The 17,260-nt window shown below is 56.9% G+C and carries 20 protein-coding genes and 1 tRNA gene; 4 read left to right on the forward strand and 17 right to left on the reverse strand.

The window, feature by feature from the left end; genetic code table 11:
- Nucleotides 1-15: 15 nt before the first annotated feature.
- The 16 genes from nuoH to CAter10_RS23655 form a co-directional block, all read right to left on the reverse strand.
- Nucleotides 16-1,083, reverse strand: coding sequence for an NADH-quinone oxidoreductase subunit NuoH (gene nuoH / locus CAter10_RS13250; protein ID WP_061535345.1), 1,068 nt, complete (start codon nt 1,081-1,083; stop codon nt 16-18).
- On the reverse strand, nt 1,083-3,425 hold the full coding sequence (nuoG, locus tag CAter10_RS13255; RefSeq protein WP_061533770.1) for an NADH-quinone oxidoreductase subunit NuoG: 2,343 nt from the start codon (nt 3,423-3,425) through the stop codon (nt 1,083-1,085). The genes nuoH and nuoG overlap by 1 nt, the downstream gene beginning before the upstream one ends.
- A gap of 145 nt (nt 3,426-3,570) precedes the next feature.
- Nucleotides 3,571-4,866, reverse strand: coding sequence for an NADH-quinone oxidoreductase subunit NuoF (gene nuoF / locus CAter10_RS13260; protein ID WP_061533771.1), 1,296 nt, complete (start codon nt 4,864-4,866; stop codon nt 3,571-3,573).
- The gene (gene nuoE / locus CAter10_RS13265; RefSeq protein ID WP_061533772.1) at nt 4,863-5,342 is read right to left on the reverse strand and encodes an NADH-quinone oxidoreductase subunit NuoE; all 480 of its coding nucleotides are present in this window, start codon (nt 5,340-5,342) and stop codon (nt 4,863-4,865) included. Before nuoE ends, nuoF begins: the two co-directional genes overlap by 4 nt.
- Nucleotides 5,343-5,536: 194 nt before the next feature.
- Entirely contained in the window at nt 5,537-6,790 is a 1,254-nt protein-coding gene (locus CAter10_RS13270; protein ID WP_061533773.1) for an NADH-quinone oxidoreductase subunit D, read from the reverse strand.
- Nucleotides 6,790-7,386, reverse strand: a complete 597-nt coding sequence (locus CAter10_RS13275) for an NADH-quinone oxidoreductase subunit C (RefSeq protein ID WP_061533774.1) — start codon at nt 7,384-7,386, stop codon at nt 6,790-6,792. The genes CAter10_RS13270 and CAter10_RS13275 overlap by 1 nt, the downstream gene beginning before the upstream one ends.
- A gap of 9 nt (nt 7,387-7,395) precedes the next feature.
- Entirely contained in the window at nt 7,396-7,872 is a 477-nt protein-coding gene (locus CAter10_RS13280; protein ID WP_014005578.1) for a NuoB/complex I 20 kDa subunit family protein, read from the reverse strand.
- A gap of 3 nt (nt 7,873-7,875) precedes the next feature.
- Nucleotides 7,876-8,235, reverse strand: coding sequence for an NADH-quinone oxidoreductase subunit A (locus tag CAter10_RS13285; protein WP_061533775.1), 360 nt, complete (start codon nt 8,233-8,235; stop codon nt 7,876-7,878).
- Between the two features lie 145 nt (nt 8,236-8,380).
- Nucleotides 8,381-8,465: transfer RNA gene (locus CAter10_RS13290), tRNA-Leu, on the reverse strand.
- Nucleotides 8,466-8,616: 151 nt separating this feature from the next.
- On the reverse strand, nt 8,617-9,042 hold the full coding sequence (gene secG / locus CAter10_RS13295; RefSeq protein WP_061533776.1) for a preprotein translocase subunit SecG: 426 nt from the start codon (nt 9,040-9,042) through the stop codon (nt 8,617-8,619).
- A gap of 138 nt (nt 9,043-9,180) precedes the next feature.
- Nucleotides 9,181-9,927 carry a triose-phosphate isomerase gene (gene tpiA, locus CAter10_RS13300; RefSeq protein ID WP_082797906.1) on the reverse strand — a complete coding sequence of 249 codons (747 nt, stop codon included), beginning with the start codon at nt 9,925-9,927 and terminating at the stop codon, nt 9,181-9,183.
- A gap of 194 nt (nt 9,928-10,121) precedes the next feature.
- On the reverse strand, nt 10,122-11,108 hold the full coding sequence (locus CAter10_RS13305) for a threo-3-hydroxy-L-aspartate ammonia-lyase (protein WP_061533778.1): 987 nt from the start codon (nt 11,106-11,108) through the stop codon (nt 10,122-10,124).
- 68 nt (nt 11,109-11,176) lie between these two features.
- The gene (yaaA, locus tag CAter10_RS13310) at nt 11,177-11,953 is read right to left on the reverse strand and encodes a peroxide stress protein YaaA (RefSeq protein WP_061533779.1); all 777 of its coding nucleotides are present in this window, start codon (nt 11,951-11,953) and stop codon (nt 11,177-11,179) included.
- Between the two features lie 99 nt (nt 11,954-12,052).
- Nucleotides 12,053-12,304: a hypothetical protein gene (locus CAter10_RS13315; protein WP_061535346.1), complete on the reverse strand. Its 252-nt coding sequence runs from the start codon at nt 12,302-12,304 to the stop codon at nt 12,053-12,055.
- Between the two features lie 102 nt (nt 12,305-12,406).
- Entirely contained in the window at nt 12,407-12,754 is a 348-nt protein-coding gene (locus CAter10_RS13320; RefSeq protein WP_236905345.1) for a GNAT family N-acetyltransferase, read from the reverse strand.
- 8 nt (nt 12,755-12,762) lie between these two features.
- Nucleotides 12,763-13,011 carry a GNAT family N-acetyltransferase gene (locus CAter10_RS23655; protein WP_236905347.1) on the reverse strand — a complete coding sequence of 83 codons (249 nt, stop codon included), beginning with the start codon at nt 13,009-13,011 and terminating at the stop codon, nt 12,763-12,765.
- A 29-nt stretch (nt 13,012-13,040) separates the two neighbouring features.
- On the opposite strand from CAter10_RS23655, the gene CAter10_RS13325 reads away from it, so the two are divergent.
- The 4 genes from CAter10_RS13325 to CAter10_RS13340 all read left to right on the forward strand — a co-directional run bounded on the left by CAter10_RS13325 (nt 13,041) and on the right by CAter10_RS13340 (nt 16,464).
- Entirely contained in the window at nt 13,041-13,958 is a 918-nt protein-coding gene (locus CAter10_RS13325; RefSeq protein ID WP_061533780.1) for a type 1 glutamine amidotransferase domain-containing protein, read from the forward strand.
- A gap of 8 nt (nt 13,959-13,966) precedes the next feature.
- Nucleotides 13,967-14,449, forward strand: coding sequence for a putative toxin-antitoxin system toxin component, PIN family (locus CAter10_RS13330; RefSeq protein ID WP_061535347.1), 483 nt, complete (start codon nt 13,967-13,969; stop codon nt 14,447-14,449).
- Between the two features lie 74 nt (nt 14,450-14,523).
- On the forward strand, nt 14,524-15,714 hold the full coding sequence (locus CAter10_RS13335) for a pyridoxal phosphate-dependent aminotransferase (RefSeq protein WP_061533781.1): 1,191 nt from the start codon (nt 14,524-14,526) through the stop codon (nt 15,712-15,714).
- Nucleotides 15,715-15,771: 57 nt separating this feature from the next.
- Nucleotides 15,772-16,464, forward strand: coding sequence for a glutathione binding-like protein (locus CAter10_RS13340; protein WP_061533782.1), 693 nt, complete (start codon nt 15,772-15,774; stop codon nt 16,462-16,464).
- 155 nt (nt 16,465-16,619) lie between these two features.
- Here the strand turns inward: CAter10_RS13340 and greB are convergent, their stop codons facing one another.
- Nucleotides 16,620-17,174, reverse strand: coding sequence for a transcription elongation factor GreB (gene greB, locus CAter10_RS13345; RefSeq protein ID WP_061535348.1), 555 nt, complete (start codon nt 17,172-17,174; stop codon nt 16,620-16,622).
- Nucleotides 17,175-17,260: the final 86 nt, after the last annotated feature.

The raw sequence follows: 17,260 nt of genomic DNA on the forward strand, positions 1-17,260 counted from the left end.
GCTATAAACCTTCCATTACTTCCAGATATTCCATGGACCTTGAATCCAGGCGGCGACAATCACCAGATAGGCGAGAACCAGCGGGATAAACACTTTCCAGCCCAAGCGCATGATCTGGTCATAGCGATAGCGCGGGAACGAGGCACGCACCCAGATAAACACCGACAACATGAAAAAGGTCTTCATGCCAAGCCAGATCCAGCCTGGGATCCAATCCAGCATCGCCAGCGGCGATGCCCAGCCGCCCATGAACAGCAACGCTGTCAGGATCGACACCAGGATCATGTTGGCGTATTCAGCCAGGAAGAACATCGCGAACGACATGCCCGAGTATTCGATCATGTGACCGGCAACAATTTCCGATTCACCTTCCACCACGTCGAACGGGTGGCGATTGGTCTCGGCAATGCCGGAAATAAAATAAATCAGGAACACAGGGAACAACGACAGCCAGTTCCATGACAGGAAGGCTACGCCGTGATCGTAGAAGTAACCTTTGCTTTGCGCCATCACGATATCGGTCAGGTTCAGGCTGCCGGAAACCATCAGCACGATGACCAAGGCAAAGCCCATCGAAATTTCGTAGGACACCATTTGTGCCGAAGCACGCATGGCGCCGAGGAACGCATACTTTGAATTGGATGCCCAGCCGGCGATGATCACGCCGTAGACTTCCATCGAAGTAATCGCCATCACGTACAGCAGACCTGCATTGACGTTAGCCAATACGGTTTCCGGACCGAACGGGACGACTGCCCAGGCAGCCAGTGCCGGCATGATGGTCATGATCGGCGCAATGAAGAACAGCACCTTGTTGGCACGGGCCGGCAAGGTAACTTCCTTCAACAGCAGCTTGAGGGCGTCAGCGATCGGCTGCAACAAACCGGCAGGACCAACGCGATTTGGGCCGAGGCGAATATGCATCCAGCCGATCAGCTTACGTTCCCAATAAGTCATGTAGGCCACGCACAGCAACAGCGGTACCAGCACGACGATGATCTTGATCAGATTCCAAATCAGGGGCCAAAGGCCGCCGAGCAGGTCGGAGCCAGTGGCATTGATGGCGGCGATGAAGTGATCCATCATGCTTTCTCCACTACGATAGAACCAAACATCGCGCCCAAGGCTGCGGTCGAAGCGTGCGATGCAGCTACCCGCACCACGTTTTCCGGCAGCGTCGAGTCAATCGCTGCGAGCAACGCAGCAGTACCCTGCCCTTGTTTGAGGTTAACGCGATCGCCAGTGGCGACACCCAATTTTGCAGCTAGCGCTGCCGACAGCCATGCCTGCGGCGCTTGGCCGTCGACGGTTTCTTGCAGTGACGACGCACGACGCACGACAGCATCGCCAAAGTAAATCGGCACATCGGCAATCCGCTCCAGCGCGCCATTGGACACTTGGGCAGCAGCTTGCGGTTGCAGATCGGACAGGTTGTTCAAGCGTGCTTGCAGGTTCGCCTCGGCGACTTCGCCGGTACCGAGCACTTCATCGCGAATCGCTTCGGAAGTGTCGTAGTCGAAGCCTGGCAGGCCCAGCAGATTACCCAGCACGCGCAACACCTTCCATGCTGGACGTGCATCGCCTAGCGGCTTGACGGTGCCGTTGAAACTTTGCGCCCGGCCTTCGCAGTTGACGAAGGTACCGGAGGTTTCGGTGAATGGCGAGATAGGCAGCAGCACGTCGGCGAAATCGGCGCCATGCTTGTAGGCGGACAACGCCACCACCATTTCGGCCTTGTCCAAGGCGGCACGGGCGGCTTGCGGATCAAAACTATCCAATTCCGGCTCGGCGTTCAGCAACACATATGCCTTGTGCAGTTGCGCGAAAATCTGTTGTGCATTGCGGCCCTTGCCGGCTGCTGGCAAGGCGTTGGCCCAGTAGCCACCGACAGTATTGCCGGCTTCTGTCAGGTAGCCCAACTTGGCGCCGGTTTGCTCTGCGATCCATTGCGCCAATGCGTGCAGTTGCGAGGCTTGCGGATGTTGCGCCGCTGCGTTGCCGAGGAATACACCCTTGGCATCGCCGGACAACAGGCTGGCTGCAGTTTGCTTGGCGGCAGCTGACGGCTCGACATTGTCGAAGCCAGCTGGCACTACAACGCTCTTTGCTTGCGCCACGGCGACAGCAACTTGTGCCAGCGATGCCAGCCACGCCGAAGGCGCTGCGATAATCTTGTTTGCAACCGGCATCAGCAGGTCGTCGTCGGTTGCATGCAGGATGCTCAGCTGGGCGCCACGTTTGACGCTCAGGCGCAAACGTGCGGACAGCAGAGGATGATCCTTGCGCAGGAAAGAACCGATGACGAAGGCGCGATTCAATTGCGCGAATTCGTTGATCGACATGCCCAGCCACGGTGTGACTTTGCCGTCCAATGCAAAGTCGGATTGACGCAGGCGGAAATCGATGTTTTCGGAACCCAGGCCGCGCATCACTTTTTGCAGCAGTGACAGTTCTTCCAGCGTCGAATAAGGCGTACCCAGCCCCGCAATCGCATCGGCGCCGTGCTCGTGGCGGATGTTACGCAAGCCATGCGCCACATATTCCAACGCAGTTTGCCATTCGACTTCCTGCCATTTGCCGTCTTGCTTGAGCATCGGCTTGGTCAGACGTTCGGCGCTGTTCAAGCCTTCATAGGCGAAGCGATCCTTATCCGACAACCAGCATTCATTGACGTCGTTGTTTTCCAGCGGCAGCACGCGCATCACCTTACCGGATTTGACTTGCACCACCAGGTTGGCGCCCAGGCCATCATGCGGGCTGACCGATTTGCGGCGCGACAATTCCCACGTGCGGGCACTGTAACGGAACGGCTTGGAAGTCAGCGCACCGACCGGGCACAGGTCGATCATGTTACCGGACAGTTCCGAATTAACGGTCTTGCCGACGAAAGTCGTGATCTCGGAATGTTCACCGCGACCCACCATGCCGAATTCCATTACGCCGGCGATTTCCTGGCCGAAGCGAACGCAGCGGGTGCATTGGATGCAACGGCTCATTTCCTGCATCGAGATCAGCGGACCAGCGTCTTTCGGCGCGACCACACGCTTTTCTTCTTCGTAACGAGACGACGATTTGCCGTAGCCGACCGCCAAATCCTGTAACTGGCACTCGCCGCCCTGATCGCAGATCGGGCAATCCAGCGGGTGATTGATCAGCAGGAATTCCATCACGCTCTTCTGTGCAGTAGTTGCCTTGTCGCTGGCAGTGCGCACGATCATGCCGGCAGTCACCGGAGTGGCACAGGCAGGCAGGGCCTTAGGCGCTTTTTCCACCTCGACCAGGCACATGCGGCAGTTGGCCGCGATGGAGAGTTTTTTGTGATAGCAAAAATGTGGAATGTAGGTGCCAATCTTGTTGGCAGCATCCATTACCATGCTGCCCTCTTGGACTTCCACTTTCTTACCGTCTATTTCGATTTCAACCATGGCTTTTGCTTTTCTTGCCTATGTTTTGATTAGTTGAGGACAAATCTGTCCTGCTACTTTTCTTTGCTATTCAAGCGTTTTATCTAGTCAGTTGAGGACAGAGTAATTCGCCACGCTGCGGTGACTCTTAAACTCTGTCCCGCAATTATTGATAACTAGGCACCAAGCAATGCTTATGCTCGATGTGATATTCAAATTCTTCGCGATAATTCTTCAGGAACCCACGTACCGGCATCGCCGCCGCATCGCCGAGCGCACAGATGGTGCGGCCCATGATGTTGCCGGCAACCGTGTCCAACAGATCCATGTCTTCCGGACGACCATGACCGGTTTCAATGCGATGCACCAAGCGATACAGCCAGCCAGTGCCTTCGCGGCATGGCGTGCACTGGCCACAGGACTCTTCAAAATAGAAGTACGACAGGCGCAGCAGCGACTTCACCATGCAACGCGTTTCATCCATCACGATCACGGCGCCCGAGCCCAGCATCGAGCCGGCTTTAGCGATCGAATCGTAATCGAGATCGGTGTCCATCATGACTTCACCGCGAATCACCGGCGCGGATGAACCGCCAGGAATCACAGCCTTGATCTTCTTGCCGCCGCGCATGCCGCCAGCCAGCTCCATCAGCTTGGCAAACGGCGTACCCAATGGCACTTCGTAATTGCCCGGCCGCTCAACGTCGCCGGAAATCGAGAAAATCTTGGTGCCGCCGTTGTTCGGCTTGCCCAGCGCAGCATAAGCTTCGCCGCCCATGTTCAGCAGGAAAGGCACCGCAGCGAAAGTCTCGGTGTTGTTGATCGTGGTCGGCTTGCCGTACAGGCCGAAACTGGCCGGGAATGGCGGCTTGAAGCGCGGTTGGCCCTTCTTGCCTTCCAGCGATTCCAGCAAAGCAGTTTCTTCGCCGCAGATGTAAGCGCCATAACCATGGAACGCATGCAGTTGGAAGTTGAAGGTGCTGCCGAAAATCTTGTCGCCCAATGCACCGGCGGCGCGCGCCTCTTCCAGCGCTTCTTCAAAGCGCTCGTAGCCAGACCAGATTTCGCCGTGGATGTAGTTGTAGCCGACCGAAATCCCCATGGCATAAGCGCCGATGGCCATCCCTTCAATCAGTGCGTGCGGATTGTAGCGAATGATATCGCGGTCCTTGAATGTGCCCGGCTCGCCTTCGTCGGTATTGCAGACCAGGTACTTCTGGCCTGGAAATTGACGCGGCATGAAGCTCCACTTCAGACCGGTCGGGAAACCTGCACCGCCGCGGCCGCGCAGCGAACCAGCCTTCAGTTCGGCGATGACTTGCTCAGGGGTGATGCCTTCGGACAGGATGCGCTTGAGAGCGGTGTAACCGCCACGCTTGACGTAATCGGCGTAATGCCAGTTGTTGCCGTCCAGGTTAGCCAGGATCAGCGGGTTGATATGACGATCGTGCAGGCAGGTCATTTCTTCAGTTCCTCCAGCAAGCCGTCAATCTTTTCGTTCGACATCCAGCTACACATGCGTTTGTTATTAACCAGCAGCACCGGCGCATCGCCGCAGGCTCCCATACACTCACCCTCAACCAGCGTGAATTGGCCATCAGCGGTAGTTTCACGGAAGCCGATACCGAGCTTATGCTTCAGATGCTCTGCCGCGCGCTCGCCGCCGGACAACTGGCATGGCAGATTGGTGCAGATGCTGATCTTGTGCTTGCCGACCGGCTTGGTGTTGTACATATTGTAAAAGGTCGCGACTTCCTGCACCGCGATAGCCGGCATGCCGAGGTAATCCGCGACATCCTGCATGGTTTCCGGCGCTAGCCAGCCCTTTTCGTCCTGTGCGATCGCCAATGCAGCCATCACCGCCGACTGCTTCTGGTCGGCGGGAAATTTCGCTACTTCGCGATCGATCTTCTTGTATGTGTCTTGACTTAACAACATGTGTTGGCCATTCGTGCGCGATACTTTGCGCGAGTAGTTAGTAACAAATTCCGTAGCTCTCAGCAGCTGCCATCAGGAGGCCCTGAGAACCGTAGCGAACGCCTTAAGGTCTGGTCGAGAAGCACAACTGTACGAAGGTACACTGAACATCGCAGGCCAGAGATTAAGTCGCGCAGTAGGTTATCAGAATCTCCTTAGCGATCGATTTCACCGAAAACGATGTCTTGCGTACCGATGATGGTGACGGCATCGGCGATCATGTGGCCCTTGGCCATTTCATTCAACCCTTGCAGATGCGGGAAGCCCGGCGCACGGATCTTCAAGCGGTAAGGCTTGTTGGCGCCATCGGAAACGATGTAGACGCCAAACTCGCCCTTCGGATGCTCGACCGCTGCGTATGCTTCGCCCGGTGGCACATGGAATCCTTCGGTGAAGAGCTTGAAATGGTGAATCAGCTCTTCCATGTTGGACTTCATGTTGACCCGCGATGACGGCGCAACCTTGTGGTTGTCAGTCATGACCGGGCCGCCATTATTGCGCAGCCATTCTACGCATTGCTTGATAATTCGGTTGGACTGGCGCATTTCTTCCACGCGCACAAGATAACGGTCATAACAGTCACCGTTCTTGCCAACCGGGATATCGAAATCGAGCAAGTCGTAAACTTCGTAAGGCTGTTTCTTGCGCAGATCCCACTCGACACCTGAACCACGCAGCATCGGACCGGTAAAGCCCATTGCCTTGGCGCGCTCCGGCGAGACCACGCCGATGCCGACCAGACGCTGTTTCCAGATACGGTTATCGGTCAGCAGTGTTTCGTATTCGTCGACGTATTTCGGGAAACGGACAGTGAAGTCCTCAATGAAATCGAGCAGCGAACCTTGGCGGTTTTCGTTCAGCGCCTTGATTGCCTTGGCATTGCGCACCAGCGATGCCTTGTGCTGCGGCATGGTGTCCGGCAGGTCGCGATAAACGCCGCCCGGACGGTAGTAAGCCGCATGCATACGCGCGCCGGAAACGGCTTCGTAGCAATCCATCAGGTCTTCGCGCTCACGGAATGCATACAGCAACACCGCCATCGCGCCGACGTCCAGCGCATGCGCGCCGATCCACATCAGGTGGTTCAGCAGACGCGTGATTTCGTCGAACATGACGCGGATGTATTGCGCACGCAGCGGCACTTCCAGGCCCAGCAGGCGCTCGATTGCCATCACGTAGCCGTGTTCATTACACATCATCGACACATAGTCGAGACGATCCATATACGGTACGGATTGCAGGTAGGTTTTCTGCTCAGCCAGCTTTTCGGTGCCGCGATGCAGCAGGCCGATATGCGGGTCAGCACGCTGGATCACTTCACCGTCCAGCTCCAACACCAGGCGCAAAACGCCGTGTGCGGCCGGATGTTGCGGACCGAAGTTCAGCGTGTAGTTCTTGATTTCTGCCATTATTTGATCCCGTAGTGTTCTTCACGAATCACCCGCGGCGTGATTTCGCGCGGATCGATCGTTACGGGTTGATAAATTACGCGCTTCTGCTCTGCGTCGTAGCGCATCTCGACATAGCCCGAGACCGGGAAGTCCTTGCGGAACGGATGGCCGATGAAGCCGTAGTCGGTCAGGATGCGGCGCAAGTCGTTGTGGCCTTCGAACAGGATGCCGAAGAAGTCGAACGCTTCGCGCTCGTACCAGTTGGCCGATGCCCAGATATCGGTCACCGAGGCCAGAAGCGGCTGCTCGTCGTCAGGGGCGAATACGCGCACGCGCAGACGCCAGTTATGCTCGATCGACAGCAAGTGCGACACTGCCGCGAAGCGGGCGCCTTCCCAGCTGCCATCGCCATAGGTCGAATAGTCGACGCCACAGAGATCGATCAGTTCTTCAAAACGGGTATCGGCATGGTCGCGCAGGACGCGCATCGCGGACAGGTAATTCGAAGCCTTGACTACGATCGTGATCTCGCCCAAGGCAACGGTCAAGCTCTGAAGATCATCGCCAAGCGCATTGCGCACGGCGGCTTCAAGGGTTTCCAGTTTGGTCGTCATTGTGCTCTCTTAGCGCGCAATCGTATTGGTGCGGCGAATCTTGTTTTGCAGCTGGATGATGCCATACAGCAGCGCTTCAGCGGTCGGTGGGCAGCCTGGGACGTAGATATCGACCGGTACGATGCGATCGCAACCGCGCACCACCGAATACGAATAGTGATAGTACCCGCCGCCATTGGCGCAGGAACCCATCGAAATCACCCAGCGCGGCTCCGGCATCTGGTCATACACCTTGCGCAAGGCAGGCGCCATCTTGTTGCACAGCGTGCCTGCCACGATCATCACGTCGGACTGACGCGGCGACGGGCGAAAGATTACACCAAAACGGTCCATGTCGTAGCGCGAGGCGCCGGCATGCATCATCTCGACCGCACAACAGGCCAGGCCAAATGTCATCGGCCACAGCGAACCGGTACGGGTCCAGTTGATCAGTTTGTCAGCCGTAGTGGTGACAAAGCCTTCGTTCAAAACACCTTCAATAGACATGACTTACTCCCAATCCAGCGCGCCGCGCTTCCAGATGTACCAGAAGCCCACCACGAATTCAGCGATAAACACCATCATCGTGATAAAGCCCTGCCAACCGAGGTCGCGCATCGCGACGCCCCACGGGAAGAAGAAAGCGGTTTCCAGATCGAACAAGATGAACAAAATGGCGACAAGGTAATAACGCACATCGAACTTCATGCGCGCGTCTTCGAATGCTTCAAAGCCGCATTCGTAAGGAGATGTTTTTTGGGGATCAGGCCGATGCGGCCCAAGGATACGACCAATCAGTTGCGGTGCGATACCGACCGCGATACCAATCAGGATAAACAGCAGGACAGGAAAATAATTTTCGAGGTTCACGATTATGCGCCAGTAGTTTGAACGGTCAGTAGAGTGATTTGCCGATCTGTTTCATCAGACCCGACGCCCCCAATCCAGCAAACCAACCTACAGTTCCTCGACAAAAAGCCAGCGCAGGGGCAACCGTTGCTGGCCTTGTATTCTATGGTGCCGACGGCGAGACTCGAACTCGCACAGCTTTCGCCACTACCCCCTCAAGATAGCGTGTCTACCAATTTCACCACGTCGGCATAAGGGCTTATTTTAACCTGATTTAGTACTTTTGTTCAATGCACAAAAGGGTTAAAAGTCAGCAATTTTACTGAGTAATTGCATTTAATTTGCTAGGGACAGAGCAATTCGCCGTACCTCGGCAATTTGCCCGCTGCGCCCCGCAAATAATTACTTAGGAATCTGGTTCGATTGCGCGCTGCCGGTCGACGGCGCAGGCACGGAAGCTGCTGCTGCACTTGCAGATCCGGCCGCATCAGCAGCTGGCGCAACAGGCGCTGCCGGCGTCGCAGGAATTGCAGCGGCCGGAGCCGAAACCGGTGGCAGGTTATCCATCACGCCGCCGGTGGCGCCGCCGCGATGATTACCCAAGTACACCAGTGCCAGTGTCGCGATGAAGAAAATTGCTGCGGCCAGGCCAGTCGACTTCGACAGGAAGTTCGACGAACCGCTGGCGCCGAACAGACTGCCCGAGGCACCCGAACCGAATGCTGCCCCCATATCGGCGCCCTTGCCATGTTGCAGCAGCACGAGACCGATGATCGTCAATGCCGACAGAACCTGAAGGATGACAATGATGTTAAATACTGTGTTCATTTAATGACTTCCAATGAGAGTTGATTCTATATTTACTTGATCCGAACTGCCGAGCCCCGATGGCATCTGCGCCCTATCAATCTTTTCACTTACTGCATCGATTTCATCAAGCCACTGCATCGATGCGGGCACTTCCAATCACGCTGCGGCAATGATCGCCAGGAAATCCGCTGACTTCAATGCCGCGCCGCCAATCAGGCCGCCATCGATATCCGGCATGGCCAGCAGTTCAACAGCATTGTCAGGCTTCATGCTGCCACCATACAAAATCTTTACTTCAAGCGCCGCTGCGGCATTCTTTTTTGCCAACTGGGCGCGCAATGCCAAATGCACATCTTGCGCCATTTGCGGCGTCGCTGTCTTGCCGGTGCCAATCGCCCAGACCGGCTCGTAAGCCACCACGATCCTAGCCAGATCAGCATCGGCCAAGACGTTCAATACTGCATCTAACTGACGACCAACGACTGCCTCGGTCTGGCCAGCCTCACGCTCGGCCAGGGTTTCGCCGACGCATACGATTGGCGTCACACCGGCTTCCAGCGCGCGCAATACCTTCTGCGCCACGACAGCGTCGCTCTCTGCATGATAGGCGCGTCGTTCGGAATGACCAACGATGACGTATCTGCAAGAAAAATCCTCCAGCATCGATACCGAAACTTCTCCGGTATATGCGCCTGCCGTATGCGCCGACACATCCTGCCCACCCCATGCTATTGCCGATCCGGCAAGTGCAGCCTGGCACTGCGCCAAGTAAGGCGCTGGCACACACAAGGCAACATCGCAAGCTGGAGCTGCTGCGCCGGCCTTGATTTCCGCCAGCAAAGCCGCATTGGCAACCAGACTGCCATTCATTTTCCAGTTACCCGCTACAAGTTTGCGACGCATAGTTACCAAGGCCCAGTTTTTTAATAACCCGGCATTCTAACGCGCTGCAGCGAAAGCGGTCAAACCGGCAATAAATTGTTTAACAATCGCGGCATACTGCTTTTACGCAGAAAATCTCTCGCAAATGCACGGCTTTCCGTTCCCGGCAAGCAATCAAATCCGCTTGCGATGGCCAGGGCGGTTACACGAAATAGTTAAGAATAGGGTTTAGCAAGGGCAATATTGCGGCCAAAAGATTCCATATCGACATTACCGCCGCTGACAATGACGCCGACCTTGGCGCCGTCAAAATCAAATGCCCTGTGCATCACGGCTGCGGCAGCCAGGCAGCCGGCCGGCTCGACCACGATCTTCATTCGTTCCGCGAAAAACCGCATTTGCGTGCGCAACTGACCATCGCTGACGGTAATAATGTCCTTTACATAAGCTTGCAAAATAGGCAGCACCAGCTTGCCGATATGCTGCGTTTGCGCGCCATCGGCAATCGTGTCCGGCACCGCGATATGCACAATCTCGCCGCTGCGCAACGACTGCTGGGCATCGTTGCCGGCCTCCGGCTCGACACCGATGACGATGCATCCTGGCGACAAATGCGCTGCGGCTATCGCGCAGCCGGACAATAAACCGCCGCCGCCCGTGCAGACGAACAGATAGTCGAGCGCCCCGACTTCATCGATCAACTCCTTGGCAACGGTACCCTGACCGGCAATCACGTCCGGATGGTCATAGGCTGGAATGGTGGCGCAGCCACGCTCGCTGGACAGGCGTGCCGCGATTACTTCGCGGTCTTCGCGCTCGCGGTCGTAAAGAATCACCTCGGCGCCGTATTCGCGCGTGGCCGCCAGCTTCATGGCCGGCGCATTGCTCGGCATGACGATGGTGGCGTGCACGCCAAGCATGCGCGCTGCCAGTGCAATGCCTTGCGCATGGTTGCCAGATGAGAACGCCACCACGCCCTGTTGCTTCTGCGCTTCGCTGAGGCTGCTGATGGCGTTGTAGGCGCCGCGAAACTTGAATGCGCCAACCCGCTGGAAGTTCTCGCACTTGAAAAAGACCGTGGCGTTGGCCTGCTTGTCGGCCTGGCCGGAAGTCAGCACAGGTGTTTTCCGGGCAATCCCTTCCAGGCGCTTGGCGGCTGCAGCGATGTCCTGGTAAGTTACAGCGAGGTTGGTAGTGCTCATTATTTATCCTTTGCCCAGTGTCGGTACTCAGTATTCAGTACGATGCGTAAAACGGTTTTTACCTTTGCCTAGTCGGCCAGGCGTCGACGGAACATCCAGCGCCCGGCATCGGAATCCTGCGGAACATATTGATAACCATCGAGATCGAAGCCTTTGAGCTTTTCCGGGTCGGTAATCTTGTTCAACGCCGCGTAGCGCGCCATCAGGCCGCGCGCGCGCTTGGCGTAGAACGAAATGATCTTGTACTTGCCGTTCTTCCAATCTTCAAAAACCGGGGAAATAATCGGCGCATCCAGCACCGCCGGCCTGACCACCTTGAAATACTCTTCCGACGCCAGATTAACCAGCGCCCTCTTCTTCTGCTTGGCCAGATGCTGGTTCAGGGCTTGCGTTACCGTATCGCCCCAGAATGCGTAAAGATTCCGGCCACGCGGGTTGACCAGGCTGGTGCCCATCTCGAGCCGGTACGGCTGCATGCGGTCGAGCGGACGCAATACGCCATACAGGCCAGACAAAATCCGTACGTGGTTCTGGGTGTAGGTCAACTGCGCGCTGTTCAGCGTTGCCGCATTCAGTCCTTCATAGACATCGCCATTAAAGGCCATGATGGCCTGCTTGGAATTGTCGCTGGTGAAGGTCTTCGACCATGAGGCGAAACGGGCGGTATTCAATTGCGCCAGCGGATCGGAGATTTTCATCATGCTGCCGATTTGGGCTGGCGACAGTTGCTTCAGGACCTCGATCAATTCGGCGGAATGATCGACAAAATCCGGTGTGGTGTGGCTGTCGGTGCTGCTGGGAGTGGTGTAATCAAGGGATTTTGCGGGCGACAAAACAATCAGCATGTGAACATCCAAATAAACCGAACAATGTCCGCAATGATACCGAAACATCGGCAATCACATCGGCGTCCACTCGATTCCCGCTGCCATGGGTCATCCGGCTCAGTCGAAAATCCCTTCCTGCAGATCGCGCTGAAACTCCTCTACCCAGTGAGAACCATCGCCGATCGGGTACTGCCGCTTATGTCCGGTGGATTTTCTGGTCACCGTCACGAACCCGGTCAATGCGAAGATTTCATCGGTCTTGGGATCGGTAGTATCAATCTCGTGCAGTGCAAAATCGTCAACGGCAAGATGCCGGGCATGCAACACCGCGTGAAAGTCGGCTATTTCGTCTGGCTCGATCAGTTTCATGTGCGTCTCCGTATCCTGAAATGAGATCACGAACCACCACCATAACATGGCCATTCTGCGGCTGCATGCTGGGGAATGCGCAACGGCATGCCGTGCGTCGAACTAGAAGTGATAGGCAAACAAATTGGTTTCCGCGCCGTCGCTGGTAAGGCGCAGTCTGGTTTCAAATTTCAGGCCGATCTTTTCCAGCAATTTGATCGATTGCTGATTGTCCGGCGCGGTGATTGCCACGATCCGCTGCAGGCCGAAAGCCCGATTGCCATAGGCCAGCACTGCGGCGGCGGCCTCTTGGGCGTAGCCTTTGCCCCAGTGTTCCGGCAGGAAGGCGTAGCCGATATCGACGTCCGGCAGGGTATCCCGCTTGATCAAACCGCAGATGCCGATCGGCAGGCCGCTGTCTTTCAATTCGGTCAGATAGAGACTGAAGCCCTCGCGTTCGTACATCGCCATCGGCCCACTCAGAATGGCGGCGCGCGCCGCCTCCACTGTCCTGATCCCTTGTCGCCGATAAACTGATGCCACGATGGTTCATTCACCTGGCGCAGATAGAATTCAGCGTCATCGACTTCCAGCGTGCGCAAAATGAGACGTTCCGTTTCAAGAATTTTCATCGGTTTGATTTTCCCTTGCTGTTGAACATTTCCCTGTAGCATTAGAGGATAAACATAGCTGCATAGCTTGTCCATCAACTGCGCAGGCAAATGCATTACTCTCTCGAATCCAAGGCCTTTCAGCCATGAGCGCAGCGCAAAAAACCGTCCTGATTCCGATCCCGAACCTGGACTTCGATCCGAGCGAAGTGGCCATCCCGTGGCGCGTGTTGAGTGATCGCGGCCATCGCGTGCTGTTCGCCACCCCGGATGGCGCCTGCGCCCAAGCCGATCCGCTGATGCTTTCCGGCGAAGGGCTGGATGCCTGGGGTTTCATTCCGCTACTGAAAAAAATCAAACTGCTGGGCCTGGCATTGCGCGCCAATGCCACTGCGCGCGCCGCCTATGCCGAATTGCAAGGCGCGCCGGCATTCCAGGCGCCGCTGCGTTATGCCGATCTGCAAGTCGCCGATTTTGATGGCCTGCTGTTACCCGGCGGACACCGCGCGCGCGGCATGCGCGCCTACCTTGAGGACGCGACCTTACAGCAATTCGTCGGCGCCTTCTTTGACAGCAGCAAGCCGGTCGCTGCGATTTGCCATGGCGTCGTACTGGCGGCACGCAGCCACTCGCCGCAAAGCGGCAAATCGGCACTGTATGGCCGCCAGACCACCGCACTGACATGGAAGCTGGAGCGCAGTGCCTGGCATTTGATGAAATTCCTCGGCCGCTTCTGGGATCCTGCCTATTACCGTACATACGTAGAACAAGCCGGTGAAGCCGCCGGCTATCGTAGCGTCCAGGCCGAAGTCACGCGGGTTCTGGCCCGGTCGGAGGACTTTATCGACGTCACCCCGGACTTGCCACACTTCTTTCGCAAAAGTAGCGGCCTGTTTCGCGATAGCGTGGCCGATGGCCGGCCAGCTTTTGTGGTTACCGACGGCAATTACGTCTCGGCTCGCTGGCCGGGAGATGTGCATCATTTCGCCAGCACTTTTGCGCAACTGCTGGAAGCCGCCGACTACCATCCCGATCAAGGTAAAATGCATCCTTCCGATCGATGAAAACCCGCATGAACCAAGAATCGCCAGCAGCACCAGCCATACAGAAACCGCGCGTCGTGATCGACACCAATGTCTGCCTCGATCTATTTGTATTTCGCGACAAGCGCTGGGCTACCCTGATGACAGCATTGCAAGATGGCACCGTGGAAGCGGTCACCCGCGGCGATTGCCGCCTGGAGTGGCAAATGGTGCTGCACTATCCCCATTTACCGATCACCGATACCACCCGTCCCGGCATCAATGCCGAGTTCGACGCACTGGTAACCTGCCTGGCGCCGGAGGCGCTGACGCCACGCACCGACATCCGCCTGCCGCTATGCACCGACCGCGACGATCAGAAGTTCCTGGAACTTGCGCTCGGCGCGCACGCCGCCACCCTGATTACCAAGGACAAGGCGCTGTTAAAACTGGCGCGCAAGACTGCCAAGGCCGGCCTGTTCGCTATCGTCACGCCGCAGGCTTGGCTGCCGCCGGAGGCCGCAGGCGATTAATCGGCGCCGTCCTGTGCAGTCTGCAACAAACCGCTAAAATGCCGAATTCAGACACAAGCAGAGATTGACAGCAGATGAAACGCGATTCCACAGTAGCGACCAGCGACGGCGGTGCCGGCCCGCTCAAATCCAAACTACCGCGCGTCGGCACCACCATTTTTACCGTGATGTCGACGCTCGCCAGCGAAAAATCGGCGGTCAACCTGGGCCAGGGATTCCCCGATTTCGATTGCGACCCAGCGCTGGTCAATGCCGTCAGCGACGCCATGAAGAATGGCTTCAACCAATACCCGCCGATGACCGGTGTACCGGCCTTGCGCCAGGCGATCGCCGCCAAGATCGAAAAACTCTACGGCCACAGCTACGACCCCGCCACCGATATCACGGTGACCGCCGGCGCCACCCAGGGCCTGCTGACCGCCATCATGTGCGCAGTGCATCCAGGCGATGAAGTGATCGTGATCGAGCCGGCTTATGACAGCTATGTGCCGGCGATCGAACTGGCCGGCGGCAAACCGGTACTGGTGCAGATGACGCTCGGCGCCGACGGTTATGCGATTCCATGGGACCAGATTGCTGCCGCAGTCAGCCCGCGCACCCGGATGATCATGATCAACTCGCCGCACAACCCGACCGGCAGCGTACTGAACCTGGCCGACATCGAAGCGTTGAAAGATATCGTGCGCGGCACCGACATCCTGATCTTGTCGGACGAGGTATATGAACACATGGTGTATGACGGCCTGCGCCACGAATCGATCTGCCGCCATCCGGAACTGGCGGAGCGCGCCTTCATCGTCTCCAGCTTCGGCAAGACCTATCACGTGACCGGCTGGAAGATCGGCTACGTCGCGGCGCCACCGGCGCTGTCGGCGGAATTTCGCAAGGTCCACCAATACAATATTTTCACCGTCAATACGCCGGTGCAGCACGGCATTGCAACTTACATGCAGAATCCAGCGCCCTACCTGGAGCTGGCGGCGTTCTACCAGCGCAAGCGCGACCTGTTCCGCGATGGCTTGAAGCACACCCGCTTCAAGCTGCTGCCTGCCGATGGCACCTATTTTCTGTGCGTCGACTACTCTGCCATTTCGGCGATGAGCGAAGCTGATTTTGCGGTCTGGCTGACTTCAGAGATTGGCGTTGCGGCGATTCCGGTTTCGGCGTTCTACGATTCGCCGCGCGAATCCGGAATCGTCCGTTTCTGCTTCGCCAAACAAGACCAAACCTTGCAACAAGCGTTGCAGCGCCTGGCAAAAATTTAAACCATCGGCCACGCATCTTTGCGCCGGCCGGCTTAATCATCAGATAAAGGAAACATCATGATCGACGTCTACAGCTGGCCCACGCCAAACGGTCACAAGGTTCACATCATGCTGGAGGAATGCGGCCTGCCGTATCGCGTGCATGGCGTCGATATCGGTGCCGGCGACCAGTTCAATCCGGATTTCCTGTCGATCTCGCCAAACAACAAGATTCCCGCCATCGTCGATGCGCATGGCCCTGACGGCAAGCCGATCTCGCTATTCGAATCGGGCGCGATCCTGGTATACCTGGCCGGCAAAAGCGGCAAATTCCTCGGCAATACCGATCGCGAGAAGTTCAGCACGCTGCAATGGCTGATGTTCCAGATGGGCGGCGTCGGGCCGATGCTGGGCCAGGCCCATCATTTCCGTATCTATGCGCCGGAAAAGATCGAATACGCGATCAACCGCTATACCAATGAAGCCAAACGCCTCTACGGCGTGATCGACAAGCAATTGTCGCAGCATCGCTTCCTGGCCGGAAATGAATACACGATTGCCGACATCGCCACTTTCCCGTGGATTCGTTCGTGGAAAAACCAAGGTGTTGAGTTGAGCGATTTCCCTAACCTGAAAACCTGGTTCGACGCGATCGCAGAGCGACCTGCGGTCAAGCGCGGCGTCGAAGTGCTGGCAGGGGCACGTAAGCCGCTCACTGACGACAAAGCGCGCGATATCTTGTTCGGTAGCCAGCAGTATCAGAAACGGTAAGGTAGGCATGCCGCGCCATCCACTCGCGCTCACCGATGGGCGGTCATTCCCGCGTCCGCGGGAATCCAGGTTACTGAAAAATGGATCCCCGCGTTCGCGGGGATGACGCAGAGATGATATTGACGAGTGCAGATGTAGCGAGCACGTCGCCCCCCCTACGGTTGCGGGTAGCTGACCGTCAGTATTTCCAGTTCATCCAGCCCCGCCGGCGTCATGAAAGTGACTGTCTCGCCTTCATGAGCCTTGGTCAGCGCACGAGCGACAGGTGAAATCCAGCTGATTTTTCCGTGCAGAGGATCCAGTTCGTCGATACCGACGATCGTCACGGTATGTTCCTCGCCAGCAGAATTCTGGTAAGTCACGGTCGCCCCGAAAAACACCTGGTCGCGACCGTGATGCACGCTCGGGTCGACCACCTCGGCCAGATCCAGTCGCTTGGTCAGGAAGCGGATGCGGCGGTCGATTTCACGCAAGCGGCGCTTGCCGTAGATGTAATCGCCATTCTCGGAACGATCGCCGTTCGATGCCGCCCAGGAAACAATCTTCACCACTTCAGGCCGGTCAACATCAATCAGGTGCAACAGTTCATCTTTCATGCGCTGGTAACCGGCCGGCGTCATGTAATTCTTGGTACCTGGCGGGATCGGCGGCAATCCGAATTCCAGATCGTCGTCATCGCCCTCAGATTCTTTAACAAATGCCTTATTCATGATGCCATTGTAGTGCCATTTGGCTTGACATTGCCAATCTGCCCCGCCGGCAACGATTGCGATCATGCCCCAAACGCTGCTCGAAA

This window comes from Collimonas arenae (assembly GCF_001584165.1).
Taxonomy (GTDB): domain Bacteria; phylum Pseudomonadota; class Gammaproteobacteria; order Burkholderiales; family Burkholderiaceae_D; genus Collimonas; species Collimonas arenae.

Bases quoted from the DNA above. Each gene is read 5' to 3' on its own strand.
- yaaA (WP_061533779.1), bottom strand. From the start codon at position 11,953: ATGCTGATTGTTTTGTCGCCCGCAAAATCCCTTGATTACACCACTCCC.
- CAter10_RS13275 (WP_061533774.1), bottom strand. From the start codon at position 7,386: ATGACGACCAAACTGGAAACCCTTGAAGCCGCCGTGCGCAATGCGCTT.
- CAter10_RS13325 (WP_061533780.1), top strand. From the start codon at position 13,041: ATGAGCGCAGCGCAAAAAACCGTCCTGATTCCGATCCCGAACCTGGAC.
- nuoG (WP_061533770.1), bottom strand. From the start codon at position 3,425: ATGGTTGAAATCGAAATAGACGGTAAGAAAGTGGAAGTCCAAGAGGGC.
- CAter10_RS13340 (WP_061533782.1), top strand. From the start codon at position 15,772: ATGATCGACGTCTACAGCTGGCCCACGCCAAACGGTCACAAGGTTCAC.
- CAter10_RS13315 (WP_061535346.1), bottom strand. From the start codon at position 12,304: ATGAAACTGATCGAGCCAGACGAAATAGCCGACTTTCACGCGGTGTTG.
- CAter10_RS13335 (WP_061533781.1), top strand. From the start codon at position 14,524: ATGAAACGCGATTCCACAGTAGCGACCAGCGACGGCGGTGCCGGCCCG.
- CAter10_RS13280 (WP_014005578.1), bottom strand. From the start codon at position 7,872: ATGTCTATTGAAGGTGTTTTGAACGAAGGCTTTGTCACCACTACGGCT.
- CAter10_RS13270 (WP_061533773.1), bottom strand. From the start codon at position 6,790: ATGGCAGAAATCAAGAACTACACGCTGAACTTCGGTCCGCAACATCCG.
- nuoE (WP_061533772.1), bottom strand. From the start codon at position 5,342: ATGTTGTTAAGTCAAGACACATACAAGAAGATCGATCGCGAAGTAGCG.
- CAter10_RS13330 (WP_061535347.1), top strand. From the start codon at position 13,967: ATGAACCAAGAATCGCCAGCAGCACCAGCCATACAGAAACCGCGCGTC.
- tpiA (WP_082797906.1), bottom strand. From the start codon at position 9,927: ATGCGTCGCAAACTTGTAGCGGGTAACTGGAAAATGAATGGCAGTCTG.
- nuoH (WP_061535345.1), bottom strand. From the start codon at position 1,083: ATGGATCACTTCATCGCCGCCATCAATGCCACTGGCTCCGACCTGCTC.
- secG (WP_061533776.1), bottom strand. From the start codon at position 9,042: ATGAACACAGTATTTAACATCATTGTCATCCTTCAGGTTCTGTCGGCA.
- CAter10_RS23655 (WP_236905347.1), bottom strand. From the start codon at position 13,011: ATGCATTTGCCTGCGCAGTTGATGGACAAGCTATGCAGCTATGTTTAT.
- nuoF (WP_061533771.1), bottom strand. From the start codon at position 4,866: ATGACCTGCCTGCACGATCGTCATATCAACCCGCTGATCCTGGCTAAC.
- CAter10_RS13305 (WP_061533778.1), bottom strand. From the start codon at position 11,108: ATGAGCACTACCAACCTCGCTGTAACTTACCAGGACATCGCTGCAGCC.
- CAter10_RS13320 (WP_236905345.1), bottom strand. From the start codon at position 12,754: ATGGCGATGTACGAACGCGAGGGCTTCAGTCTCTATCTGACCGAATTG.
- greB (WP_061535348.1), bottom strand. From the start codon at position 17,174: ATGAATAAGGCATTTGTTAAAGAATCTGAGGGCGATGACGACGATCTG.